Source organism: Arthrobacter melezitosi, assembly GCF_054511055.1.
Genome location: NZ_JBTNDJ010000005.1, coordinates 134610 through 158594, shown reverse-complemented (window position 1 = coordinate 158594; position 23985 = coordinate 134610). Strand labels below are relative to the sequence as shown.

The following is a 23985-nucleotide window of genomic DNA, read 5'->3' as shown; positions in this document are numbered from 1 at the left end:
GACTCCATTCCGGCAGACCGGAATGTCGGCAATCTGGGGGATGATGTTGGGGTGACATCGGTGTTGAGCAGGTTTACCCCCGCCACCTCGGAGTGGTTCGCCGGCGCCTTCTCCGCGCCCACCGCGGCGCAGGAGGGTGCCTGGAAGGCCATCTCGGCCGGATCGAACGCCCTGGTGGTGGCGCCGACCGGATCGGGCAAGACCCTCGCGGCGTTCCTCTGGGCCCTGGACCGCCTGCTGGTGAACGGGGAGGTCGAACCGGCGGCGGCGGATCCTGCGGCGGCCGCCAAGGGTTCGAAGGGCGCTAAGGGTTCCCCCGGCCCGAAGGACTCCCCGGCGAAGCCGGCACGCAGCACACGGGTGCTCTATATCTCCCCCCTCAAGGCGCTCGGCGTCGACGTCGAGCGCAACCTCCGCGCCCCGCTGATCGGCATCACCCAGACGGCCCGCCGGCTGGGCCTTCCGGCGCCGTCGATCACGGTGGGGGTCCGCTCGGGCGACACCCCGCAGGCCGAACGGCGCGCCCTGCTCACCCGGCCCCCGGACATCCTCATCACCACCCCCGAGTCCCTCTTCCTGATGCTGACCTCACGGGCCCGGGAGACCCTCTCGGAGGTCGACACCGTCATTGTCGATGAGGTGCACGCCGTCGCCGGCACGAAACGCGGAGCGCACCTGGCGGTGTCGCTGGCCCGGCTCGACGCCCTGCTGGGCAGGCCGGTGCAGCGGATCGGGCTCTCGGCCACCGTCGAACCCCGGGAGACCGTGGCGCGGTTCCTCTCCGGCAACGCCCCGGTGCAGATCGTCGCCCCGCCCTCCACGAAGAAGTGGGACCTGACCGTCTCCGTGCCGGTGGAGGACATGACCGAACTCGGCGGAGCCACCGGCGGCCCGGACGGCGGCGACGGCGACGCCGTGCCCCAGGCGAGCATCTGGCCGCACGTCGAGGAACGCATTGTCGACCTGATCGAGGAGAACCGCTCCACGATCGTCTTCGCGAACTCGCGCCGGCTCGCCGAACGCCTCACGGCGCGGCTCAACGAGATCCACGCCGAACGCCTCGAACGCGACGCCGCCTTGGCCGGAGGGGAAGCAGCCGGCGGGGAGGCGACCGGAGCGGACGGCGGGGAGGCACCCGGCGCTGCGGCCGGTTCCCCACCACGGCCCGCGGCGCCGCCGGCGCAGATCATGGCGCAGGCCGGCTCGAGCGCGGGCGCCGAGCCCCTGCTGGCCCGCGCCCACCACGGCTCGGTGTCGAAGGACCAGCGCGCCCTCATCGAGGACGACCTCAAGTCCGGGCGGCTGCGCTGCGTGGTGGCCACGAGCTCCCTCGAACTCGGCATCGACATGGGCGCCGTCGACCTCGTGGTGCAGGTCGAGTCCCCACAGTCCGTCGCCAGCGGCCTTCAGCGGGTGGGCCGCGCCGGCCATCAGGTCGGCGAGGTGTCCCAGGGCGTGCTGTTCCCAAAGCACCGCGGCGACCTGGTCAACACCACGGTGACCGTCGAGCGGATGCTCGCGGGCAAGATCGAACCGCTCGCCATCCCCGCGAATCCGCTGGACATCCTCGCCCAGCAGACCGTGGCCGCCGCGGCGCTGGGCACCATCGACGTCGAGGAATGGTTCGACGTCGTGCGGAAGTCCGCGCCGTTCGCCACCCTGCCGCGCTCGGCCTTCGACGCCACCCTCGACCTGCTCGCGGGACGCTACCCCTCGGACGAGTTCGCCGGGCTGCGGCCGCGGATCATCTGGGACCGGACCGAGGGGACGATCACCGGGCGCCCCGGCGCCCAGCGCCTCGCCGTCACCTCCGGCGGCACCATCCCCGACCGCGGCCTCTTCGGGGTGTTCCTCGTCGGTTCCGAAGGCGAGGGGGCCCGGGCCGGCGGCCGGCGGGTCGGGGAACTCGACGAGGAGATGGTCTACGAATCCCGGGTGGGCGACGTCTTCGCCCTCGGCGCCACCAGCTGGCGGATCGAGGAGATCACCCACGACCGGGTCCTCGTCTCCCCCGCCTTCGGCCAGCCCGGCAAGCTGCCGTTCTGGAAGGGCGACTCCCTGGGCCGCCCGGTCGAGCTGGGCCGGGCGCTCGGAGCGTTCGTCCGGGAAATGTCCTACGCACCCGAGGACCAGGCCCGCGAGCGGTGCCAGCGGATCGGGCTCGACGAATGGGCCGCCGGGAACCTGCTGACCTACCTTCGGGAGCAGCGCGAGGCCACCGAGGTGGTGCCCAACGACCGCACGCTCGTCGTCGAGCGCTTCCACGACGAGCTCGGCGACTGGCGCGTGGTGCTCCACAGCCCCTTCGGCATGCCCGTGCACGCCCCCTGGGCGCTGGCCGTTGGGGCGCGCCTCGAGCAGCGCTACGGCATGGACGGCTCCGCAATGGCCTCCGACGACGGCATCGTGCTGCGGGTGCCCCTGATGGAGGACGAGCCGCCCGGGGCGGAGCTGTTCCTCTTCGACGCCGACGAACTCGACGGGATCGTCACGGCGGAGGTCGGCGGATCGGCCCTGTTCGCCTCACGGTTCCGGGAGTGCGCCGCCCGGGCGCTGCTGCTGCCGCGGCAGAACCCGAGCAAGCGCAGCCCCCTGTGGCAGCAGCGGCAGCGCTCGGCGCAGCTGCTCGACGTCGCCAAGAAGTACCCGACCTTCCCCATCGTGCTGGAGACGGTGCGCGAGGTGCTGCAGGACGTCTACGATCTGCCGGCCCTCAAGGACCTCGCGGCCTCCCTCGAGCGCCGCGAGCTGCGGATGGTCGAGGTCACCACCCAGCAGGCCTCCCCCTTCGCCCGCTCGATGCTCTTCGGCTACGTCGCCTCCTTCCTGTACGAGGGGGACTCCCCGCTCGCCGAACGGCGGGCCGCGGCCCTCTCGCTCGACCCCACCCTCCTCAACGAGCTGCTCGGCCGCGCGGAACTGCGCGAGCTGCTCGATGCGAAGGTCATCGCCGACACCGAACGCGAACTGCAGCGCCTCCGCCCCGACCGGCGCGCCCGCGGGATGGAGGGCGTGGCCGACCTCCTGCGCCTCCTGGGCCCGCTGAGCATCGGCGACATCGCCGAACGGCTCGAGGGCACCGGAACCGCGGCCGACGGGTCCGGGCCCGACGGCGGGTCGGGATCCGACGGCGGGTCCGGATCCGACGGCGGAACGGCTGCGGCGCCGGCCGCCACCGAGGCCGAGGCCGCGGCCCTGGTGGAGCCGCTCCTGCGCGCCAACCGCGCCCTGACCGTCCATATTGCCGGGGTCGAACGGATCTCGGCCGTCGAGGACGCAGCCCGGCTGCGTGACGCGCTCGGCGTCCCCCTGCCGATGGGCATCCCGCTGGCCTTCATCGAACCCGTCGCCGACCCTCTGGGCGACCTTGTCAGCCGGTACGCCCGCACGCACGGGCCCTTCACCGCGGCCGAGGCGGCGGCCCGGCTCGGGCTCGGCGTGGCGGTCGTCGCCACGGCCCTGCAGCGGCTGGCCGCCGACGGGCGGACCGTCGAGGGCGAGTTCCGGCCCGCGGAGGCCGCCCCGCAGGCCGGGGAGACCACCGTGGTCCACCCCGCCGCCCCGAGCGAATGGTGCGACGTCGAGGTGCTGCGCCGGCTGCGGCGCCGCTCCCTTGCGGCCTTGCGGCAGGAAGTGGAGCCGGTCGACCCCGCCGCCTACGGCAGGTTCCTGCCGGTGTGGCAGCACATCGGCTCCGGGCTCCGCGGCCTCGACGGCGTGGCCACCGTAATCGACCAGCTCTCCGGGGTGCCGATCCCGGCCTCCGCGTGGGAACCGCTCATCCTGGGCCAGCGGGTCGCCAACTACTCGCCCGCGATGCTCGACGAGCTGACCGCCACCGGGGAGGTGGTGTGGTCGGGGGCCGGATCGCTCGCCGGGAACGACGGCTGGATCGCCCTTCACCTTGCCGAGAACGCGCCGCTGACCCTCCGCCCCGACCCGGCCTACGAGCCCTCCCCGCTCTCGGCGGCACTGCTCGAACTGCTCGGCGGCGGGGGCGGGTATTTCCTGCGCCAGCTCACCACCGCACTCGACGTGGACAGCGTCCCCTCCGACACCGACCTCGTCACCGCGCTTTGGGACCTGGTGTGGGCCGGCCGCGTCAGCAATGACACCTTCACCCCCGTCCGGGCGCTGCTGGCCGGAGGGCGCACCGCGCACAAGCAGCGCCAGCCGCCGGCACGCGCCCGCACCTCCCGCGCCGGGCGGCTCGGGCGCGCCCCGGGACGGTCCCTGACGAACACCTCGATGAGCCTTGCCGGCGGGCCCGACGGCGCCTCCGGGTACCAGCGGACCACCCCGCCGGTCGCGGCCGGGCGTTGGAACCTGCTGCCACCCGTCGAGAACGAGTCGACGCTGCATGCCCACGCCACCGCAGAGCTCCTGCTCGACCGCTACGGCGTCGTGACCCGCGGCGCCGTGGGCAGCGAGGGGGTGCCCGGCGGATTCGGCCTGATGTACAAGGTGCTTGCGCGGCTCGAGGAGATGGGCCGGTGTCGGCGCGGGTACTTCATCGAACAGCTCGGAGCCGCTCAGTTCGCCGTGCCCTCGACCGTCGATCGGCTGCGCTCCTTCAGCGCCGACAACGACCCCCGCTCGGAGGCCGCCGGGGGGCCGGTGCCGACGGCGACCGCCCTGGCCGCGACCGACCCGGCCAACCCGTACGGCGCCGCCCTGGCCTGGCCGCAGGCCGAGGGAGGGCACCGGCCCGGCCGCAAGGCCGGCGCCCTCGTTGTCCTCGTCGACGGCGACCTCGTGCTCTATGTGGAGCGGGGAGGCAAAACGCTGCTGGCCTTCACCGAGGACCAGCCCGCCCTTGACCTTGCCGCGGCGGCCCTCGTCGGCGTCATCCGGCGCGGCGCGGCCGACAAGATGGCGCTGGAGAAGGTCAACGGCGGCGACATCCTCGACACCGGGGTCGGCTCGGCCCTTGCGGCCGCCGGGTTCTACACAACCCCCAAGGGGCTGAGGATCCGTGCCTGAGGGGGATACGGTCTGGCGGGCCGCCCGCGACCTTCATGCGGCCCTCGCCGGTAAGGAGCTGACCCGCTGCGACATCCGGGTGCCGCGCTTCGCCACCGTGGACTTCACCGGCGACACCGTCGACGAGGTGGTCTCCCGGGGCAAGCACCTGCTGATCCGCGGCGGCGGCCCGGACGGCTGGGACATCCACTCCCACCTGAAGATGGAGGGGCTCTGGCACGTCTACGCCCACGGAGCCAGGTGGCGGCGGCCCGGCTTCAAGGCGCGGTGCGTCCTGGAGACCCGGGACAACGTCGTCGTGGGCTTCGAGCTGGGGTTCCTGCGCGTCCTGCCGCGCTCCGGCGAGGAGGAGGCCGTCGGCTACCTGGGGCCGGACCTGCTGGGCGCGGACTGGGACCCGGCCGAGGCACTGCGGCGGATGCTGAGCCAGCCCGAGCGGCCCCTCGGCCTGGCCCTGCTCGACCAGCGCAACCTCGCCGGCATCGGCAACGTCTACCGCTGCGAGCTCTGCTTCCTGGCCGGGGTCCACCCGCTGACGCCCGTCGGCGAGGTGCACAACCTGCCACGCATCGTCGAGCTGGCGAAGAAGCTGCTGGAGGCGAACAAGCTGCGGAGCACCCGCGCCACCACCGGGAACCTCCGCGGCAACAACCTGTGGGTGTACGGCCGCTCCAACCGCGGGTGCCTTCGCTGCGGCACCCCGGTGGTCCTCGAACAGCTGGGCGACAATGAACTCGAACTGCGGGACCTCTACTACTGCCCGCACTGCCAGCCGGCCGCCGGTGGTGCCCGTACCCTTGAAAGGTGATGAAGTCCCCCCTTCCGGTGCGCAACGGCGTCAACGCCACCCGGCTCCGCCTGCCCGACGAGGGGCCGTGGTCAACGGCCCTCGAGTACATCCTTGACCGTTTCGACCACGTCGATCCCGACGGCATCGGCGAGCGCTTCGACCGCGGCGAGGTGGTGGCCCTCGGCGGGACGGTCCTCACCCGGGAGACCCCGCTCACCGAGCACACCTTCATCTGGTACTACCGGGAGCTGCCCGTCGAGGAGAAGCTCCCGGTGGAAATCCGCATCCTCCACCAGGACGAGGACCTGCTGGTGGTCGACAAACCCCACTTCCTCCCCACGACCCCCGGCGGAATGTATGTCGCGGAGTCGGCACTGGTGCGCCTGCGGGTGCAGTTGGACCTGCCCGACCTGATCCCCATGCACCGGCTCGACCGCATGACCGCCGGGATCCTCATGTTCTCCGTGAATCCGGCAACCCGCGGCAAGTACCAGCTCCTGTTCGAAAACCGCCAGATCCGCAAGGAATACGAGGCGGCCGCCCCGGTGCGGCCCGAACTCGGCCTTGACTCCGCACCCCGGACGGTCCGCAGCCGGATCGTTAAATCCCGCACCTACCTGCTGGCGCAGGAGGTCGAGGGTGCGCCGAACACCGAGACGACGGTGAGCCTCCTCGAGGAGCACGCGGGCGCGGGCCGGTACCGCCTGCAGCCGCACACCGGCAAGACCCACCAGCTGCGGCTGCACATGGCCGGGCTGGGCCTTGGCATCCTGAACGATCCCTTCTACCCGGTCCTGAAGCCGCAGGCGGCCGACGACTTCTCGAATCCGCTGCAGCTGCTGGCGAAAAGCATCTCCTTCACCGACCCGCTGACGGGCACCGAGTCCTCCTTCGAATCCTCGCTGCGGCTCTCCGAGTTGCCCCGGCCGGCCGCCGTGGAGCCGGATTAACCACCGGAATTCACCAGCGGTTGGCCCGATTCCGGTGGTTTCCCGGTCCGCGGCCTGTAGGTTGGGAGCGTGGAGATTCCCGGTTCCGACCTGGCCATGCCCCTCTACTTCCTGCTCATGTTCGCAGTCATCGTTGCGGACGTGGTCCTTCCCGTCGTGCCCTCGGAGCTGATGGTGATCGCCGCCGGCACGATGGCCTCGCATGGGAACCTCTTCCTGCCCGCGGCCGTCCTCGTTGCGACCACCGGCAGCTGGGTGGGCGACCTGGCGCTGTTCCTGCTCTTCCGCCGCCGGCTGACCCACTGGCTGGACCGCTTCCGCTGGGGCCGCTCGGTCCACGGCGGGTTGCGCCGCGCCGTGGAGAAGGCCGGGAAGTCCCCCACCTATGCGGGGCTCGTGGCGGTGCGCTTCCTCCCGGGCGGCCGGACCGCCAGTGTGGCGGCCGCGGGCATCGCCGAGGTGGCCCTCCGCCCGTTCATGGTCCTGACCGCCCTGGGTGCATGCCTGTGGGCCGCATGGCTGCTGGGCCTGGGGTACCTGACCGGCGCCTCCACCGGCCTGCCGCTCTGGGTGAGCATCGTCCTGGGCACCGCCGTCGGCACCTTCGTGGGGGTGGTAACGGCCGCCGTCCTCGGACTGCGCCAGCGCCGGAGATCACGGGCAGCCGGCGCGCAGGAGGGCGGAAAACCGTCCGGGCCGGTCGCTGCGGATCCGCCGGGCTCCCCGCAGCCGCGCCGGGGTGGGTAGGCTGAAGGCAAGCGCGCCGGTAGGAGCCGGGCGGCGCAGCACCGTCGAAAGGCAGGCAGTGAAGCCGACGCGTGAGGTGAGGGTCCCGCCAATGCCCCCGGTTCCTCCGACGGTGTCCGCGGCCCCGGACGGCGCCGCGGGGAACGACGGCGGCTCCGGTGCCGATCGGGCGTGGGGCGCGGTGCGGCGGCGCCTTGCAGCGGGCGCCTCGCAGGTGGGCTCCTGGGACCCCGACCTCGTCCGGGCGGTCCTCGTGTCCCTGGCCGCGGCAGCCTGGCTCCTCACGCCGGGCGGACGCGCCGCCGATCCTTTCCTTCCCGGGCCACCGCTCCCTGGCCCCACCCTGCTCGTCCCCGCCGCCGGCGCCCTGTGGATCTGGCTCCTCCTCGACGCGGCGCTGCTGGCCTACGTGCTGTATCAGTGGCTTCCCTCCCAACGCCGGTCGGAGCGCCAGCGCCGGCTCGGCTGGAACGCCGCCTCGGCCTTCGTACTCCTGACCGCCCTCCGCCTGTCGGCTCCGGAGGAGTTTGCGACCCTGGCGGCGGCCATCACCGTGCTGCTCCTCGGCGTCCTGCTTTCCGCCCTGCGGCCGCTGGAGCGCTACCCTGCCAGGGGGCGGATCGAGGGCGCCGCCGTCGATGTGCCCGTCGGCCTGCTGTTGGGCTGGGTCATCATGGAGACGGCGGTGCGGTGCGCCGCCCTGGCCGACCGGCAGGGCATCGACCTGTTCGACCTCGGCGCCAAGACCTGGGCCGTGATCGCCGTGGCTTTGGTCATCATCGGTACAGCCGTTCTCTGCAGTACGGGCAGGGGGCACCTCAGCGTCGCCCTGGCCGTGGTCTGGGGCCTCGTCTGGATCGTCCCGGCGCGCCTCTTCGGGGAGCCTGCGTCGACGCCGGTCGCCTTCGCGGCAGGCCTGGGCGTCTTCCTGCTGCTCATCTCCTCCGGATCGCGGAGGCACCGCGTGGACCATGAGCGCCGGCGGCGGCTGCGGGCACTCCAGGACGCGCAACGCGCCCCGCTGAACCTCATCGACTAGGCCCCGCGGGCTGTCGTGGCCCGGCGGGGATCAGTGGTCCGGAGGCCCCTCGTCACCCGGGCGCTTCAGCCAGTCGAGGGCGTCGGCCCGCGAGGTGAAGAAATGGGTGGGGCACGGCGGGCTGTGCAGGCCGAGGAAGAAGTTGGCGAGCAGCCGGTCCACCGGGGAACTGCCGAGCAGCGCGATCCGTGAGGCGCCGCACGGAATCGAAAAGACGCTGCGGGCTCCCCGGCTGACCGATTTTGTCTCCTCCATGTCCACGAGCATGGGGTGGGAGGTGTCCGCGCAGAGCAGGTCGACGTCGGCCATCGCGGCCCGGGCGTCCTCGGTGGCGATGTGGATGCCGCGGTTCCACCGGAGGTGGAGGACACCGTCCGGCCGGAGCTCAAGCGTGCCTTTTCCACCCTCGATCGGCTGTGGCGCGGCAGGCACTCCCGGGACCATCTAGCGCTCCCCCTGCGGCTGAAGCACCGCAAAGTAGGCGGGAATCGGCGTCGACTCGGCGGTTTCCGCGGGGACGGCGTCAATGACGGCCGGCCCGTCGGCGAGGAGCAGCCACTGGCCCCCGGGGAAGGCTGCCTCCCGCTCGGTGGCGCCGAAGTGACCGGGCCGTGGAAGACCAGCGATGGCCCGCCGCAGCCCCGCGGGGATGTACCCGGGTACCGCCCCGAGCCGTTCGACGTACTCGAGGGAGCTTCCCGGGAAGTTGGTTTCGGTGAGGAACACCCGGCCGCCGCGCACGGAGCTGCGGAGGTTGGAGGCCATAACGGCCCGGGGCCGCGGCGGAAGGACGTGGAGGACGCCACGGACGAAGACATTGCATGCCCCCGGGTAGGGCGAGATTGCGGCCCCCGGATCCGTTGCGTCGACGACGGCGAAGGACACGTTGGCCAGGCCCTCCGCCTCAGCCTCCGCCCGGGAGATCGCGCTCGGGGAAACGTCGACGCCGTGCGCTTCGGGGAAGATGCCGGCAAGCCACCGGGTGAAGGATCCATTGCCGCAGCCGACGTCGATGACCGGCAGCGAGGTGTCGAGGTGGGTGCGGATCGTGGCGGCGTACTGGCTGCGCTCGGCTTCGGAGGTCGAGTCCCAGAGCACCTGTCCCCCGGCGCCGGTGGCCTGAATGTCCTTCCAGTACCCCTCCCACGCCCGGTGGGGATCACGCGGGGCCCGCGCAGCCAGCCACGCGATCGTCGGCACCAGCCGCGCCCGGTTCCACAGCCGACGGGCTGCCGTACTTTCGACGTTTGTCACACGCGTCACTCTGCCACTTCGGGCGGATGGCGGCCAGTACGACCCGCCGTTGCCGGGCGGGACGGCGACGTTGGGGCTGGCGGGGTGAAGATGCGGTCCCGTGTCCTTCCGGGAGGTTCCCCCGGCGCGCCGGGGCGCCGGCCGGAGCTGCCGCCCCTTGCCCGAACTCCGGGGCGCGCCTACGCCAGCGGGCGGCTGAGCACCACCCGCGGCCACCGCGCCAGGCCATGGGCGGCCTCCTCCGCCACGATCTGTGCCAGGGCGGGCTCCAACCGGTCCGCCGGAACGTCCCGGAACCCCAGCCGCCGGTAGTACGGGGCGTTCCAGGGGACGTCGGTGAAGGTGGTGAGCGTGAGGCCCACCAGTTCCTGCCGGCGGCCCCAGTCCTCGGCGGCCTCCAGGAGCCGTCCGCCGATCCCCTGCCGGGCGGCGGCGGGGTGAACGCTGACCTGCTCGACGTGGGCGTCGTTCCCCACGCGCTTCACCAGCAGGTAACCCACCGGCCGGTCGGCCTCGTCCACGGCGACCCAGGCCCGGCCGTCCGCCTGGAAACCGGCAAGCTCGTCAACGCCAAGGGGCTCGTCGTCGGCGATCTGCGCCATGCCGAGGGCGCGGAACTGCTCCCCGGCGGCGCGCTCGATCTCCCGCAGGGCGGAGAGCTCGCCGGCCTGCGCGCCCCGGATCAGCACTCCGGGCGGGGCCTCCCCGGGCGTCAGGGGTTCCCGTCCTTCGAATCGAGTTCCTGGAACAGGGTGAGCTGGACCCCTGCCGGAGCGTTCAACCGGGAGTTCAGCGAGCGCCAGGGGGTTTCCCGCGGTTCAGCGATCAGCTCCGCTCCGGCGGCCACGAGCCGGTGGGTGGTTCCCGCGGCGTCGTCGACCTCGAAGGCAAGGCGGATCCGCGCGCTCGGCTGCCCGCCCGCCTCGACGCTGTCGATGAGGCGGACCTGCGCCGGGTTGGAGAGCTCGAGGGTGGCACGCCCGGCATCGAGGATCGCCACCCGGGCGCCGTCCGCGCCCTGGTAGGCCTCCTCCTCGGGCATGCCGAGCACATCCCGGTAGAACGCCAGCGCGGCGTCGTAGTCCTCGGCCTGCACGACGACCCTCAGCTGCCGCACCGGGCCGGCGGTCTCCATCTCCGTCATGGGCGCAGTCTAGCCCCGGCCTCAGCGGTCAGACGATGGCCGAAAGGCCCGTCAGGGCCCGCCCGACGATCAGCGTGTTGATCTCGTAGGACCCTTCGTAGGTGTAGACGGCCTCGGCGTCGGCGAAGATCTTCGCCATCCGATATTCGGTCACGATGCCGTTGCCGCCCAGGATGCTGCGCCCGAGGGCGACGGTCTCGCGCATGCGGGCGGTCGTATAGGCCTTGGCGAGTGCCGCCTGCGGCATGCCCGGGCCCTCCCCGGGGCCCGCCGGCGATCCGGCTGCGTCCTGCAGCTGGGCGGTCCGGACCATGAGGGCCATGCTCGCCGTCGTATTGCCGAGCATTGTCACAAGCTGGTCCTGGATGAGCTGGAAGCCGGCCAGGGGGCGGCCGAACTGGTAGCGCTCCAGGGCGTACCGGCGGGCGACGTCGAAGGCGGCAAGCTGCTGCCCCACCGCCTGCCAGCCCACGAGGATCCGCGAGCCGAGGAGCAGCCGCCGGGTGTCGGAGAAGCTTTCGATCCCCTCGAAGCGGTCGACCTCGGGCACCCGCACGTTCTCGAGCACGATGTCGGCGTTCTGCACGGTGCGCAGGGCGATCTTGTTTTCGATCGGGGTCCGGGTGACCCCGGGCAGGGTGGCATCGAGGATGAATCCGCGCACCGCCGAGGTGTCGGTGTCCCGGGCCCAGAGGAGCATGTAGTCGCAGAAGGTCCCGTTGCCGATCCACCGCTTGGCGCCGTTGAGGATCCAGGTGTCGCCGTCGCGGGTGGCCGTCGTGGCCATGCCGCCGGCGATGTCGGAGCCGTGCTGCGGCTCGGTGAGCGCGAACGCCCCGGTGATGCGCAGGTCCATGGCGGCCTGCAGGAGGCGCTGTTTCTGCCCGGGCGACCCGAACTGGTGCAGCGCCTCGACGAAGAGGTCGTGGTGGACCATGAAGAAGGTCGCAAGGGAGGTGTCGGCCCGGGTCATTTCGGCGATGACCATTCCGCCGAAGAGGTGGCTGTAGCCCTGCTGCACCGGGGTGCTCAGTTCGAGGGCGGCGAGTTTGGGCAGGATGCCGTGGGGGAACTCGGCGCGGTTCCACCATTCGGTGGCCGAGGGCGCCACCTCCTTGGCGAGGAAGTCGCGCACGTCGTCGAGTTTCGCCCGCTCGGTGGCGCTCAGGAGCGACTCGAAGCCGAGGAAGTCGGCGTCCGGAAGCTGGTTGGTCTCGAACTGGCTCTCCATTGAGCAGTCCTTTCGGTTCGGGCGGCCGGAGGCCGGGAAGGATTACCGCGGGCCCATGCGGATGGCGCCGTCGAGCCGGATGGTCTCGCCGTTGAGCATCTGGTTCGCGAGGATCGAGGACACCAGCGCGGCGTACTCGGAGGGCTTGCCCAGCCGGGAGGGGTGGGGCACCTGGCTGCCCAGGGAGTCCTGGGCCTCCTGCGGCAGCCCCGCCATCATGGGCGTCTCGAAGATGCCCGGCGCGATGGTGACGACCCGGATCAGGTGCCGGGCGAGTTCCCGGGCCAGGGGAAGCGTCATGGCGGCGACGCCGCCCTTGGACGCCGCGTAGGCGGGCTGGCCGATCTGGCCGTCGAACGCCGCGACGGAGGCGGTATTGATGATCACCCCGCGCTCCGGGGAGCCCCCGGCTCCGGTCACGGGTTCGACGGCGGCCATGGCCTCGGCCGCCAGCCTAAGGACGTTGAAGGTGCCGGTGAGGTTCACGGCGAGCACCCGTTCGAACTGTTCGAGCGGGAGCACGCCCCCGCGCCCGAGCACCTTTCCGGGGGTGGCGATGCCCGCGCAGTTCACCACAACGCGCAGCGGTGCGCGCTCCGCGGCGGCCGCGACAGCGGTGCCGACCTGCGCGGCGTCGGCGACGTCGGCCGGGACGAACCGTGCCCGGGGGCCGAGCCGTCCGGCCGCATCGGCGCCGGCGGAGGAGGGAAGGTCGAGCAGGACGACGAAGGCGCCCTCCTCGATCAGGCGCTGCGCCGTTGCATAACCCAGCCCGGAGGCGCCGCCGGTGACCAGCGCTGCCGAATCCTTCACATCCATAAAAGTGCCCCCTCGAAAAGCGTGCATGCTGCCTGATTCAGCGTACTGTGATGCGGCCCACATCGCATCCGGGGCGGCAAGTACTGGGCAGAATGCTCAATCCGGCGCCGGAACCGGTTGGCTAGGCTGGGTTTATGCCCACTCCCGCGGACCGGTCCACTCCGGCGCATCGGGCGCAGGCGGCCGCCGACAGCCTCGAGGGCCTGTTCGCCGCCCGGGCGTTCGGCCTGCCCGGCACCCGGCTGGGCCGGATCGCCTTCCCCCGCCCCACCGGATCGGGAACCCCCTGGCACTACTGGTGGCAGGCGCACTATCTCGACGCCCTCCTCGACGGGCACCTGCGCCTGCGCACCCGGGACCCGGCCGGCGCGGACGCTGCCCTCGGGCGCGCGGTCCGGCTCGCCCGGGGCATCCGCCTGCGGAACGGCCTGCGCTGGACCAATTCCTATTACGACGACATGGCCTGGCTGGCTCTCGCGCTCCAGCGGCTCGACCGGTGCCTCGTCGACGCCGGCCACCGCCCCCGCCACCGGCGCGCCCGGGCCGCCCTCGGGGCCGCACTGCGTTCGGCCTCCACCCCCGAACTCGGCGGCGGGGTCTACTGGAACACCCGGCGCGACTTCAAGAACACCCCGGCCACGGCGCCGGCCGCGCTGTACTTCGCCCGCTCCGGGGAACGGGAACGGGCCGCCGGGCTCCTCGGCTGGCTGCGCGGTCGGCTGTGGGACGCGGATTCCGGGCTTTACCTCGACGGCGTCCACCGCACCGCCGCCGGCGGAAAGGTGGCAAGGGCCGTCTACACCTACAACCAGGGTCCGGTGCTGGGCGCCCTCGTCACCCTCGGCGGCGGGCGGAACCTCCGCCAGGCACAGGCCCTCATCTCCGCCGTCCAATCCCGGCTCACCACCCCGGAGGGCTCCCTGCGCACGCATGGAACCGGCGACGGCGGACTGTTCACCGGCATCCTCGCCCGCTACCTGGCCGAGGCGGCGGAGGCGCCGGGGCTGGCCCCGGACGCCGCCGGAACCGCGCGGAGCCTTGTCACGGCGACGGCGGAGGCGGTGTGGAGCGGGCGGCGCGGGTTAGCCGACGCCCTGGTCTTTCCGGCGGCAGCGGGGATCCCCGCACTGCCCCCGGTGGACCTCTCGACCCAGGTCCAGGCCCTGATGATCTTCGAGGCCGACGCCCGCGCCGGCCGACCGGCCAACCCGCCGCCGGCAGGCGCCGCGCCGGAGACAGAACGCTCCACACCTAATTAGGTCATACGAACGTGACGAAAAAGGTGTGATTTGGGACACCTAAGTGGTGAAATAGGAATTAGTTAGGACATGCTTACCTGTGTGTGAAGGTGCACACAGTCCAACCATCGGTCCAGCCCTCCCGCTGCCGTCCACTGTTTTGTTGAAAGGCTCCAATGATCTTCCGTTCAAGGCAGGTTCAGCCCGCCGCGCTCACGGCCGCCCTGCTTCTCGCCCTGACAGCCTGCGGCTCCGGAGCTGCCTCCGAACCGGCGGCCGAAAGCTCGGACGCCGCCGAAATCACTGTCTACAACGCGCAGCATGAGTCAATGACGCAGGCCTGGGTCGACGAATTCACCGAGCAGACCGGAATCGAGGTGACCGTCCGGCAGGGCAGCGACACCGAGATGAGCAACCAGATCCTGCAGGAGGGCGAAAAGTCCCCCGCCGACGTGTTCATCACCGAGAACTCCCCGGCGATGACCCAGGTCGAGAACGCCGGACTGTTCGCCGACATCCCCGCGGCCGTCGAGGACAACGTTCCGGCGGAGTACCGCCCCACCACCGGCAAGTGGACCGGCGTCGCCGCGCGTTCCACCCTCTTCGTCTACAACCCGGAGAAGGTCACCGAGGCCGACCTGCCGAAGTCGATGATGGACCTGGCCGACCCGAAGTGGGCCGGGCGCTGGGGTGCGGCCGCCGGGGGCGCCGACTTCCAGGCGATCGTCTCCGCGATGCTTGAACTCGAGGGTGAGGAGGCCACCGCCGCGTGGCTCGCCGCAATGAAGGACGGCGCCAAGATCTACCCCAAGAACGGCGCCGCCATGAAGGCAGTGAACTCCGGCGAGGTCGACGCCGCCGTGATCTACCACTACTACTACGCCGCCGACCAGGCGGGCACCGGTGAGAACTCCGGCAACCTCGAGCCGCACTACTTCAAGGGCTCCGACGCCGGCGCGTTCGTGTCGATCTCCGGGGCCGGGGTGCTTGAGTCCTCCGACAACAAGGACGCCGCCAACTCCTTCCTCGAGTTCATCACCAGCAAGGAAGGCCAGGAGACCCTGAGCACCGGCAGCGACTACGAGTACCCGGTGAGCGCCGAGGTCACCCCCCGCGAGGGCCTCGTCCCGCTCGCCGAGCTCGAGGCACCGAAGGTCGATCCGGCCAAGCTCAACGGCGAGAAGGTCGTCGAACTGATGACCGACGCCGGGCTCCTCTAGGCGGCGGGAAGGCACAACCGGCCACCATGGCCACATCCGAGCGGATCCGCGAAACGGCGGGCAGGAGCACCGGCTCCCGCCCGCCTTTCGGCGTTTCCGCGGCGGCCGTGCTGATCACCCTCGGGACGCTGATCCCGCTGGGTTTCGTCGTCACGGTCACCGCCACCACCGGGTGGGACACCGCCGTCGAACTCCTCATCCGTCCCCGGGTGGGCGAGCTGCTGTTCAACACCGTGGCCCTTGTCGTGCTGACGGTGCCCGCCTGCGTCGCCCTCGGGGTGGCGGCGGCGTGGCTCGTCGAACGCGCCGACCTCCCGGCGGCGCGCACGCTCTCCCTGCTGCTCGCCGCACCCCTTGCCGTTCCTGCGTTCGTCAACAGCTACGCCTGGGCCGGCACGGTTCCATCGCTCTCGGGCATTCCCGCGGGCGTCCTGATCTCGGTGCTGAGCTACTACCCGCTGGTCTACATCCCGGCGGCCGCGATGCTGCGCCGACTTGACCCGGGGCTCGAGCAGTCGGCGGCGTCCCTGGGCATGGGCCCCTGGCGGGTCTTCTTCCGCGTCGTCCTGCCCCAGCTGCGCCTGGCCGTCGGTGGCGGCGCCCTCCTGGTGGGCCTGCACCTGCTCGCGGAGTACGGCGCCTACTCGATGATCCGCTTCGACACCTTCACCACGGCGATCCTCCAGCAGTTCCAATCGACCTTCAACAGCGCGGCGGCGAACATGCTCGCCAGCGTCCTCGTGGGCATCTGCCTGCTCCTGCTGCTTGCCGAGTCCGCGGCCCGGGGCAACGCCCGGTACGCCCGGATCGGGCCGGGGGTCGCCGCGGCACCGGCGGTGCGGGCGCTGGGCCGGTGGAAGCCGGCGGCCTCCCTTTTCGTGCTGGCGCTCGTCGTCCTGGCCCTGGGCGTGCCGCTGGCCAATGTGCTGCGCTGGCTCATCGCCGGCGGCGCGGCCGTCTGGGAGGTGGACGAACTCGGGCGGGCCCTGTTCCAGACCCTCGCCTACGGGGTGGCCGGGGCGGCGGTCACCGTCCTCGCCGCGTTCCCCATCGCCTGGCTGGCCGTGCGCTACGGCGGCAGGTTCGCCCGGTTCCTCGAGAGCAGCAACTACATCACCAGCTCGATGCCAGGGATCGTCGTCGCCCTGGCCTTCGTCACCGTCACCATTACCTTCGCCTACCCCCTCTACCAGCAGACGCCGGTGGTGATCGCCGCTTATGCGCTGCTGTTCCTGCCCCGGGCGCTGGTGAACCTGCGCGCCGGGTTCGCGCAGGCCCCGAAGGAGCTCGAGGAGGCCGCCCAGGCGCTGGGCACGCGGCCCCTTGGCGCCTTCGTGAAGGTGACCCTGCGGCTCACCGCCCCGGCGGCCGCCGCGGGGGCCGCCCTTGTCTTCCTGGCCGTCTCCACCGAGCTGACCGCCACGCTGGTGCTCGCGCCGTCGGGCGTGTCGACCCTCGCCACCCGGTTCTGGGCGCTCAGCTCGGAGATCGACTACGCCGGGGCCGCCCCGTACGCCCTGCTGCTGATCCTGCTGTCCCTGCCCATGACCTACCTGCTGTACCGGCAGTCCCAGAAAGCGGTCGGCCAGTGAGCACGGGCGGTGCGGCATGACCACCTCCCCCCTGCTCCCCGCCGTGAACCACCTCGAGCTGCTCAATATCACCAAGTCCTTCGGCAGCACACCGGTGCTGCGCGGGCTCACCCTGTCGGTCCAGAAGGGCATCACCACCGCCATTGTGGGGCCCTCGGGGTCGGGAAAGACGACGCTGCTGCGCATCATCGCGGGCTTCGACACCCCCGACTCCGGCGTCGTCGAGTTCGAGGGCGGCGTCGTCGCCGGTGGACCCGGGCACCCCGTTCCGGCCCACAAACGCAATATCGGCTACGTGGCGCAGGACGGCGCCCTGTTCCCGCACCTCTCGGTCGGGGAGAACGTTTCCTTCGGGCTGGACCGCAGGGCCTTCCCGCGCCGGGCCGCCCGCGCGCGCGTCGCCGAGCTGCTCACCATGGTCTCCCTCGAGGCCGACTACGCCGACCGGAGGCCCGATCAGCTCTCGGGCGGCCAGCAGCAGCGGGTGGCCCTGGCACGCGCCCTGGCGCGCGGGCCCTCCCTGATGCTCCTCGACGAGCCGTTCTCCGCCCTCGACGCGGGCCTGCGGGTGGCCACCCGGAAGACCGTGGCGAGGACCCTCGCAGAGACCGGCGTGACGACGATCCTGGTGACCCATGACCAGTCCGAGGCGCTCTCCTTCGCCGACCAGGTCGCCGTGATGCGCGGCGGCGTCCTGGCCCAGGTCGGAAACCCCTTCGTCGTCTACACCCGTCCGGCGGATCGGGCGACGGCGGAATTCCTGGGCGACGCGGTCATCCTCGACGCGGAGCTTCAGGGATCCCTTGCCATGTGCGCACTCGGAGGGATCCCCGTGCGCCGGCCCACCTGCCAGGGCAGGGTCCAGCTGATGCTGCGCCCCGAGCAGATCCGCATCGCCGAGGACGGCAACATCCGCGGCACCGTCGTCGAGACCGACTTCTTCGGGCCCGAGGTGACGGTGAAGATCCGCCTCCATGGAGGAGCAAGGCCCGCCGGAAACCGCCCGGAGGGCATCGACGGCCAGACCGTCACTATCCGCCACTGGAACGCCGCGATGGCGAGGGTGGGCACCGAGCTGCGCCTGCGGGTGGTCGGGGAGGGCGTGGCCTTCCCGGCGTAGGTGCCGGGCCTGCCGGGCGTTAGCGCTCTTTCTGCGGATACGGGGTTTCCCCGCGCTCGAGCATTTCCACGAAGCGGTCGACGGCCCGCTGCCGTCCCGCCGCGGTGCGCAGCTGCCCCAGCCGGAAGATCAGCGCATACCGGTTTTGGGAGGACAACCCGTCGAAGGTGGCCTGCGCCCGGGGGCTGGCGGCCACCGCGGCGGCGAGGTCGTCGGGCACCACGGCGGTGGCCGGACCGGCGTACGCGCGGTCCCACCGCCCGTCGGCCCGGGCCGCCTCCACCGCGGCCAGGCCAGCCGGCCGCATCCGCCCCTCGGCGGTGAGCCGCTCGATGGAGGTGCAGTTGCGGATCGACCAGATGCTCCTCGGCGTGCGCGGTGTGAACCGTTGGAAGTAGCTTTCGGTGTCCCGGCCGCGCCGCTGTCCGTCGATCCAGCCGTAGCAAAGCACCTCATCGAGCGCCTCGGCATAGGTCAGGGTGGTGAGCGTGCCGCCCTTCTTCGTCAGGATCAGCCACACCCCCGGAGAAGCCGCGTGCTCCGCCTCAAGCCAGTCCCGCCATTCCCGGACGCCGGGGAGGAGGAGTTCGGGCAGTTCGTCGGCCATGGCGCAACTGTATTCCCACGCCACCGGGGGCGCCAGCAGCCGCCCCCGCCCGGGCACTAGCCGGTGTGCAGGCGGTGGCGCTCCCGGCGCACGCTCGTGACATCGGTGGCGACGGCGAGGACGAGGACCGCCGCCAGCAGGACGATCAGCGCGACCGGCAGGACGCTGAGCCCGACGTTGTCGAGCAGCAGCCCCCCGAAAAGCGCACCGCTGCCGATACCGATATTGAAGGCCGTCGCCTGCAGCGCCGCCGCGAGGTCGCGGATCCGGGGCGACGCGGTGCGCAGCATACGGGTCTGGATCATGGCGGGAAGCCCGCCGAAGGCTGCGCCCCACACGACGATGGCCACCAGCACCACGCCGGTGTTCCCTGCCGCCGCGGTGAGTGTCGACACCGCGGCAATGACAAGCAGCACGCCAACGGCGAACCCCCTGCGCGGGAAGCGGTCGGCGGCATAGCCGGCCGCCGCCAGGCCGATGATGCCGGCTCCGCCGTAGAGGAACAGGACGAAGGCCACGGAGCCCATGCCGAAGGAGGACACCTCGGTCAGCCATGAGGCGATGTAGGTGTAGAACGAGTTCTGCCCGGCCAGCAGGACGAGGATGACGGCGCACAGCAGGAGCACCGGCTTGAGGCTCGGCTCGTGGCGGAGCCGCACCTCCTCCTCGCCGGCCTTCCGCTCCACGAGATGCTGGATCGGCGGCAGGAGTGCGACGAGGACGGCGGCCAGCAGCACGGCGACGACCGCGATTGCGGCGAACGCCACCCGCCAGCTGAAGGCGTTGCCGACCGCCGTGGAGATGGGGACGCCGAGCACGAACGCCGCCGTGACCCCACCGGAGGTGAAGGCCACCGACTTGCCCAGCTGCTGGGCCGGTACAAGGTGCGCGGGGTAGGCGGCGACCACGGCCCAGCAGAGCCCGAGGGCCAGCCCGCCGAGGATCCGGGCCGCAACGAGGAAGGCGTAGGTCGGGGCGAGGGCCGCGGCGAGGTTGGCGGCGGCGATGAGCAGCAGAATCACGACGAGCAGCTGCTTGCGCGGGAGCCGCCGGGTCAGCGCCGCCAGGGGCGTGGTGGCAACGACGACCGTGGCCGCGAAGATCGTCACCAGGTAGCCGGCCGTCGAGAGTCCGACCCCCAGGTCGCGCGCCATCTGAGGCAGGAGCCCCGTGGGCAGCAGCTCGCCGGTGACCGCGACGAATCCGACGCCGGCGAGGGCCAACAGTCCGGCGTAGGGGAACGGTGCCGCGGCGGTGACCCGCGGAGAGGAAACAGACAAGGTATGCCGATCGTGTGCGGGGCCCGCGCCCCGGTGCCTTTCGGAGCCGATTCTAGGTTATGGGCGGGCCCGGATTCCCGCTCCGGCGGGCATATTAAGCGGCCGGAGGGCGGGATCCGGCGTTCAGCCGATGGCCGAAGGCACGCGCGCCGCTGTCCCCGGCGCCGGTTCCTGCTATAAAACTTGGTTATGAATGTGCGCACCCCCGACCCCAATCCAGGCTGGCTCTCCGAAGAGGATCTTTACGAGGCCCGCCGCCGGCTGCCCATGGTGTACGTGGAGGCGATCCCGGTCCGCTGCGACGCCCTCGGCTACGTCAACGAGGTGGGACTGCTCCTGCAGGCCAACGCCGAGGGGGAGATGGTGCGGACCTTCGTCTCCGGGCGGGTGATGTACCGCGAGACGGTCCGTGCCGCGCTCCTGCGCCACCTCGAGAAGGACCTCGGCCCCTTCGCCCTGCCGCAGCTACCGCCCTCGGTGCTGCCCTTCACCATCGCCGAATACTTCCCCTCCCCCTCGGAGACCGGCCTGACCGACGACCGCCAGCACGCCGTCGCCCTCGCCTACCTGATTCCGGTCACCGGCGAGTGCAACCCCCGCCAGGACGCCCTCGAACTGTCCTGGCTGACGCCCTCGGAAGCCCTGAGCCCCTCCATCCAGGCCGAGCTGTCGGGAGGCCGCGCGGACCTGCTCCGCCAGGCCCTGGCCCATGCCGGATGGGGCCGCTAGTCGGGCTTCCCGGCGCCGTTCCCGTATCTTTATGTAGGCACAGGTCAGCGGAACGCCCTGTTGCCGGACGCGGGGGCAGCTGAGCGAGGTACGAAAAAAGTGGAAAACAACGCAATCCAGGCACGGCCCGTCCCGGCCGAGACTGTCGCCGCCGGCCAGCGCATCGCGCTTCCGGACGGCTCGGATTACGCCGAGGTGGTGGGCATCGAGATCGAGTCCGATGACTTCGGCGTCCCAGCCATTCTCACCGCCACCCTGACCGGAGGCCGGACGCTGCGCATCGCGAGCGGGTCGGTGGTGTCGGTGGAGGCGGCGGGAGGCACGCCGCCGGTTCCCGCGGTGGCGGCCGACGATGGCTCCCCCGAGGAGCTCGTGGCCCAGGTCGCCGCACTGCACCCGGGCAGCGAGCGCATCGCCGAGCTCGCCGAGCGGTTGGCGCGCGGCATCAACTTCAAGTCCGGTTCGAACCTCCAGGACCTTCACGACCTCGCGCTGACCCTCTTCGTGGACCGCGGGGACACCGACAGCGCCCTGAAGACGGCGGACCTGCTCACCGACCTGGGGTTCGACGGCAACTTCGGACGGTGGAAGTGGATCGAGAGCGCGCTGGCCATGGCCGCGTACCTGACCCGGGACAACGAGGAGCGGTCGGCGGCCTACTCGGTGGCGCTGCGGGTGGCCGACGAATCCGAGACCGACCCGCTGCGCGCCAAGGTCAACGCAGCAGTTCGGCAGCGGCAGCTGAACGACCCCAACCTGTACGACCCGGAGATCCTGCGGGCCACCGCCGCCGGGAACCGGGCCGCCGAGAAGGACTGGCGGGTGCTGCGCCTCGGCGTCCTGCTGTACCTGCGGGCGCACGGCGGCTCCGAAACCCTCGCCCGCGAGGTCCTTGACCGGCGCATCGCCAACGAGCTCAGCGCCGTCGCGGGCCTCGCCCGGACCGCCTGAGCCGGGCTGCGGACGGGAGGACCCGCGGGGACTGGCAAAATGGACAGGTGCATCCACAGTCCCAGCAGTCCTCCTTCTCCTTCACCGTCGGCGCCCGGCTGGAGGAGACCACCGACAGCCCGGACGGGCAGCGGCGGCACGGCCGCACCGGCGTGATTTCGACGCCGCACGGGCAGATCGCCACCCCGGCCTTCATCCCCGTCGGCACCAAGGCGACCGTCAAGTCCGTCCTGCCCGAGTCGATGAAGGACCTCGGCGCCCAGGCGCTGCTCGCCAACGCCTACCACCTGTACCTCCAGCCGGGCCCCGACATCCTCGACGAGGCCGGCGGCCTGGGCGCCTTCATGAACTGGCCCGGGCCCACCTTCACCGACTCGGGCGGCTTCCAGGTGATGAGCCTCGGGTCGGGGTTCAAGAAGGTCATCAATATGGACGTGCCCTCCGGGTCCGAGGCGGCCGGCGCCGACGACCGGGTGGCCGCCGGCAAGGAACGCCTGGCACACATCGACGACGACGGCGTCTGGTTCAAGTCCCACCTCAACGGCGACCGGCACCGCTTCAGCCCGGAAATCTCAATGCAGGTCCAGCACCAGCTCGGCGCCGATGTCATGTTCGCCTTCGATGAGCTCACGACGCTGATGAACTCGCGCGGCTACCAGGAGGAATCGCTGGAGCGCACCCGGCTGTGGGCCGAGCGGTGCATCGTCGAACACGAGCGGCTCTCCAGGGAGCGCAGCCACCGGCCGTACCAGGCCCTGTTCGGGGTCATCCAGGGTGCCCAGTACGAGGACCTCCGGCGCAAGGCCTCGCGGGACCTCGGCGGAATGAACTTCGACGGCTTTGGAATCGGCGGGGCGTTGGAGAAGGAGAACCTGGGCACGATCCTCGGCTGGTGCAGCGAGGAGCTGCCGGAGGACAAGCCACGGCACCTGCTGGGCATCTCGGAACCGGACGACCTGTTCACCGGCATCGAGAACGGCGCCGACACCTTCGACTGCGTCTCCCCCACCCGGGTCGCGCGGAATTCGGCGTTCTATACCCCCGACGGCCGGTGGAACCTCTCCAACGCGCGTTTCCGCCGGGATTTCACGCCGCTGGTCGAGGGGTGCGACTGCTACACGTGCACCAACTACACCCGCGCCTACATCCACCACCTGTTCAAGGCGAAGGAGATGGTGTCGGCCACCCTCATCTCCATCCACAATGAACGGTTCGTGGTGCGGATGGTCGACGACGCGCGTGCCGCGATCGCCGACGGGACGTTCTACGACCTCAAGGCCGAGGTCCTCGGCCGCTACTACGCCTGAGGGGCGCGGTGCGGGTGCCGTGCCGTCACGGGGCGGGAGTCTCCGATGCCAAGCAGGTCAGGCCACCCGGTGTCGTATCCAGGCCTTCCGCGGGGGCGATGGTGGTGAACGCGGAGCCCAGGACGACGTCGATGGTGCGTCCCTTCCGCCGATCCACGACATAGACGGACTCGGGGATGGTGCGCTGGAGGGTGAAGGCGTTGGCCTCCCCCTCGGGGCCCGACACGATGATAGCGGTCATGCCGGTCGGGTCAACCGGCCGGTTGCCGACCTCGGCGACGACGAAGGCGCGCTCCCGCAGCTGGCCCGCGGCGGTGCCGGCGAGCCCTTCGATGTCGGTGCTGTTGTAGACGTTCACCGTCACCGAGCTGGGGTCCTGGTAGTCGAACGGCCCGGCGGGACAGGTCTCGGTGGGCCGGGGTGTCGGCTCGAGGGCGGCGATGCGGATGTCGCCGCGGTTGATGCCGACCGCGGTGAAGGCCGCGGCGCCCACCAGTCCCGCGAGCAGGACCAGGACGACGCCGTGGCGTATCCGGCGGGAATTGCGGGCGCTGCGCTCCGCCTCGTCCGATGCGAAGACGGCGCCGAGGTCGGTCTCGGTGACGATCCGCTGCCCGTGCCACTCCGTGGGGTCCCTCTTCGCGAGGGCCCGCTCGCGGCGGCCCGGACGGTAATCAGCCATCGATGACGAGCACCCGGGCGTGGAGGATGGTGCGCTGGTGGAGGGCCGTGCGGACGGCCCGGTGCAGTCCGTCCTCGAGGTACAGGGTGTCCTGCCACTGGACGACATGGGGGAAGAGGTCCCCAAAGAAGGTTGAGTCCTCGGCCAGCAGGGCCTCGAGGTCGAGGGTGGTTTTCGTTGTCACAAGTTCGTCGAGGCGGACCTGCCGGGGAGGGACCTCTGCCCAGTCTCTCGGGGACACATGTCCATGGTCCGGGTAGGGTCGGCCATCGCTCACAGCTTTGAAGATCACTGATACAGCC

At 71.5% G+C, this 23985-nt stretch carries 22 protein-coding genes; 12 read left to right on the top strand and 10 right to left on the bottom strand.

The window, feature by feature from the left end; all coding sequences use genetic code 11:
* The first annotated feature begins 51 nt into the window (after positions 1-51).
* The 5 genes from ACX80W_RS08120 to ACX80W_RS08100 all read left to right on the top strand — a co-directional run bounded on the left by ACX80W_RS08120 (position 52) and on the right by ACX80W_RS08100 (position 8509).
* Complete coding sequence (locus ACX80W_RS08120; protein ID WP_459282117.1) at positions 52-4983, top strand: DNA glycosylase AlkZ-like family protein; 4932 nt, start codon at positions 52-54, stop codon at positions 4981-4983.
* A complete protein-coding gene (locus tag ACX80W_RS08115) occupies positions 4976-5791 on the top strand; it encodes a DNA-formamidopyrimidine glycosylase family protein (protein ID WP_459282115.1) in 816 nt (271 codons plus the stop codon). Before ACX80W_RS08120 ends, ACX80W_RS08115 begins: the two co-directional genes overlap by 8 nt.
* Positions 5791-6723, top strand: coding sequence for an RluA family pseudouridine synthase (locus ACX80W_RS08110; protein ID WP_459282113.1), 933 nt, complete (start codon positions 5791-5793; stop codon positions 6721-6723). The genes ACX80W_RS08115 and ACX80W_RS08110 overlap by 1 nt, the downstream gene beginning before the upstream one ends.
* A 69-nt stretch (positions 6724-6792) precedes the next feature.
* Positions 6793-7470 (top strand): DedA family protein, encoded by a 678-nt coding sequence (locus ACX80W_RS08105; RefSeq protein ID WP_459282110.1) that lies wholly within the window; start codon positions 6793-6795, stop codon positions 7468-7470.
* A gap of 91 nt (positions 7471-7561) precedes the next feature.
* Entirely contained in the window at positions 7562-8509 is a 948-nt protein-coding gene (locus ACX80W_RS08100; RefSeq protein WP_459282108.1) for a TspO-related membrane protein, read from the top strand.
* 30 nt (positions 8510-8539) lie between these two features.
* On the opposite strand, the gene ACX80W_RS08095 is transcribed toward ACX80W_RS08100, so the two are convergent.
* The 6 genes from ACX80W_RS08095 to ACX80W_RS08070 form a co-directional block, all read right to left on the bottom strand.
* Entirely contained in the window at positions 8540-8941 is a 402-nt protein-coding gene (locus ACX80W_RS08095; protein WP_459282106.1) for a DUF7793 family protein, read from the bottom strand.
* Between the two features lie 12 nt (positions 8942-8953).
* The gene (locus ACX80W_RS08090; protein ID WP_459282104.1) at positions 8954-9763 is read right to left on the bottom strand and encodes a class I SAM-dependent methyltransferase; all 810 of its coding nucleotides are present in this window, start codon (positions 9761-9763) and stop codon (positions 8954-8956) included.
* 179 nt (positions 9764-9942) lie between these two features.
* The gene (locus ACX80W_RS08085) at positions 9943-10452 is read right to left on the bottom strand and encodes a GNAT family N-acetyltransferase (protein WP_459282102.1); all 510 of its coding nucleotides are present in this window, start codon (positions 10450-10452) and stop codon (positions 9943-9945) included.
* Between the two features lie 23 nt (positions 10453-10475).
* Positions 10476-10907 (bottom strand): VOC family protein, encoded by a 432-nt coding sequence (locus tag ACX80W_RS08080; protein ID WP_459282100.1) that lies wholly within the window; start codon positions 10905-10907, stop codon positions 10476-10478.
* Positions 10908-10935: 28 nt separating this feature from the next.
* Positions 10936-12138 carry an acyl-CoA dehydrogenase family protein gene (locus ACX80W_RS08075; RefSeq protein ID WP_459282098.1) on the bottom strand — a complete coding sequence of 401 codons (1203 nt, stop codon included), beginning with the start codon at positions 12136-12138 and terminating at the stop codon, positions 10936-10938.
* A 42-nt stretch (positions 12139-12180) separates the two neighbouring features.
* A complete protein-coding gene (locus ACX80W_RS08070) occupies positions 12181-12957 on the bottom strand; it encodes an SDR family NAD(P)-dependent oxidoreductase (protein WP_459282096.1) in 777 nt (258 codons plus the stop codon).
* 134 nt (positions 12958-13091) lie between these two features.
* On the opposite strand from ACX80W_RS08070, the gene ACX80W_RS08065 reads away from it, so the two are divergent.
* The 4 genes from ACX80W_RS08065 (at position 13092) to ACX80W_RS08050 (ending at position 18127) form a co-directional block, all read left to right on the top strand.
* Positions 13092-14216, top strand: a complete 1125-nt coding sequence (locus tag ACX80W_RS08065) for a glycoside hydrolase family 76 protein (protein ID WP_459282094.1) — start codon at positions 13092-13094, stop codon at positions 14214-14216.
* Positions 14217-14371: 155 nt separating this feature from the next.
* Positions 14372-15415 carry an iron ABC transporter substrate-binding protein gene (locus tag ACX80W_RS08060; RefSeq protein ID WP_459282092.1) on the top strand — a complete coding sequence of 348 codons (1044 nt, stop codon included), beginning with the start codon at positions 14372-14374 and terminating at the stop codon, positions 15413-15415.
* 26 nt (positions 15416-15441) lie between these two features.
* Positions 15442-17007, top strand: a complete 1566-nt coding sequence (locus tag ACX80W_RS08055; protein WP_459282090.1) for an ABC transporter permease — start codon at positions 15442-15444, stop codon at positions 17005-17007.
* A gap of 16 nt (positions 17008-17023) precedes the next feature.
* Entirely contained in the window at positions 17024-18127 is a 1104-nt protein-coding gene (locus tag ACX80W_RS08050) for an ABC transporter ATP-binding protein (protein ID WP_459282088.1), read from the top strand.
* Positions 18128-18146: 19 nt separating this feature from the next.
* Here the strand turns inward: ACX80W_RS08050 and ACX80W_RS08045 are convergent, their stop codons facing one another.
* Both ACX80W_RS08045 and ACX80W_RS08040 read right to left on the bottom strand, forming a co-directional pair.
* The gene (locus ACX80W_RS08045) at positions 18147-18734 is read right to left on the bottom strand and encodes a YdeI/OmpD-associated family protein (protein ID WP_459282086.1); all 588 of its coding nucleotides are present in this window, start codon (positions 18732-18734) and stop codon (positions 18147-18149) included.
* A 56-nt stretch (positions 18735-18790) separates the two neighbouring features.
* Entirely contained in the window at positions 18791-20014 is a 1224-nt protein-coding gene (locus ACX80W_RS08040) for an MFS transporter (RefSeq protein ID WP_459282084.1), read from the bottom strand.
* Positions 20015-20203: 189 nt separating this feature from the next.
* Here ACX80W_RS08040 and ACX80W_RS08035 point away from each other — a divergent pair, with 189 nt between their 5' ends.
* From ACX80W_RS08035 to tgt, 3 genes are all read left to right on the top strand, one after another.
* Positions 20204-20743, top strand: coding sequence for an NUDIX hydrolase family protein (locus ACX80W_RS08035; protein WP_459282082.1), 540 nt, complete (start codon positions 20204-20206; stop codon positions 20741-20743).
* Between the two features lie 99 nt (positions 20744-20842).
* Entirely contained in the window at positions 20843-21694 is an 852-nt protein-coding gene (locus tag ACX80W_RS08030; protein ID WP_459282080.1) for a DUF6707 family protein, read from the top strand.
* 47 nt (positions 21695-21741) lie between these two features.
* A complete protein-coding gene (gene tgt / locus ACX80W_RS08025; RefSeq protein WP_459282078.1) occupies positions 21742-23001 on the top strand; it encodes a tRNA guanosine(34) transglycosylase Tgt in 1260 nt (419 codons plus the stop codon).
* A 25-nt stretch (positions 23002-23026) separates the two neighbouring features.
* On the opposite strand, the gene ACX80W_RS08020 is transcribed toward tgt, so the two are convergent.
* A complete protein-coding gene (locus ACX80W_RS08020; RefSeq protein WP_459282076.1) occupies positions 23027-23683 on the bottom strand; it encodes a LytR C-terminal domain-containing protein in 657 nt (218 codons plus the stop codon).
* Entirely contained in the window at positions 23676-23975 is a 300-nt protein-coding gene (locus tag ACX80W_RS08015; RefSeq protein ID WP_120165727.1) for a type II toxin-antitoxin system VapB family antitoxin, read from the bottom strand. Before ACX80W_RS08015 ends, ACX80W_RS08020 begins: the two co-directional genes overlap by 8 nt.
* Positions 23976-23985 lie beyond the last annotated feature (10 nt).

Bases quoted from the DNA above. Each gene is read 5' to 3' on its own strand.
- ACX80W_RS08075 (WP_459282098.1), bottom strand. From the start codon at position 12,138: ATGGAGAGCCAGTTCGAGACCAACCAGCTTCCGGACGCCGACTTCCTC.
- ACX80W_RS08045 (WP_459282086.1), bottom strand. From the start codon at position 18,734: ATGGCCGACGAACTGCCCGAACTCCTCCTCCCCGGCGTCCGGGAATGG.
- ACX80W_RS08070 (WP_459282096.1), bottom strand. From the start codon at position 12,957: ATGGATGTGAAGGATTCGGCAGCGCTGGTCACCGGCGGCGCCTCCGGG.
- ACX80W_RS08050 (WP_459282088.1), top strand. From the start codon at position 17,024: ATGACCACCTCCCCCCTGCTCCCCGCCGTGAACCACCTCGAGCTGCTC.
- ACX80W_RS08020 (WP_459282076.1), bottom strand. From the start codon at position 23,683: ATGGCTGATTACCGTCCGGGCCGCCGCGAGCGGGCCCTCGCGAAGAGG.
- ACX80W_RS08065 (WP_459282094.1), top strand. From the start codon at position 13,092: ATGCCCACTCCCGCGGACCGGTCCACTCCGGCGCATCGGGCGCAGGCG.
- ACX80W_RS08100 (WP_459282108.1), top strand. From the start codon at position 7,562: ATGCCCCCGGTTCCTCCGACGGTGTCCGCGGCCCCGGACGGCGCCGCG.
- ACX80W_RS08110 (WP_459282113.1), top strand. From the start codon at position 5,791: ATGAAGTCCCCCCTTCCGGTGCGCAACGGCGTCAACGCCACCCGGCTC.
- ACX80W_RS08035 (WP_459282082.1), top strand. From the start codon at position 20,204: ATGAATGTGCGCACCCCCGACCCCAATCCAGGCTGGCTCTCCGAAGAG.
- ACX80W_RS08055 (WP_459282090.1), top strand. From the start codon at position 15,442: ATGGCCACATCCGAGCGGATCCGCGAAACGGCGGGCAGGAGCACCGGC.
- ACX80W_RS08080 (WP_459282100.1), bottom strand. From the start codon at position 10,907: ATGACGGAGATGGAGACCGCCGGCCCGGTGCGGCAGCTGAGGGTCGTC.
- ACX80W_RS08060 (WP_459282092.1), top strand. From the start codon at position 14,372: ATGATCTTCCGTTCAAGGCAGGTTCAGCCCGCCGCGCTCACGGCCGCC.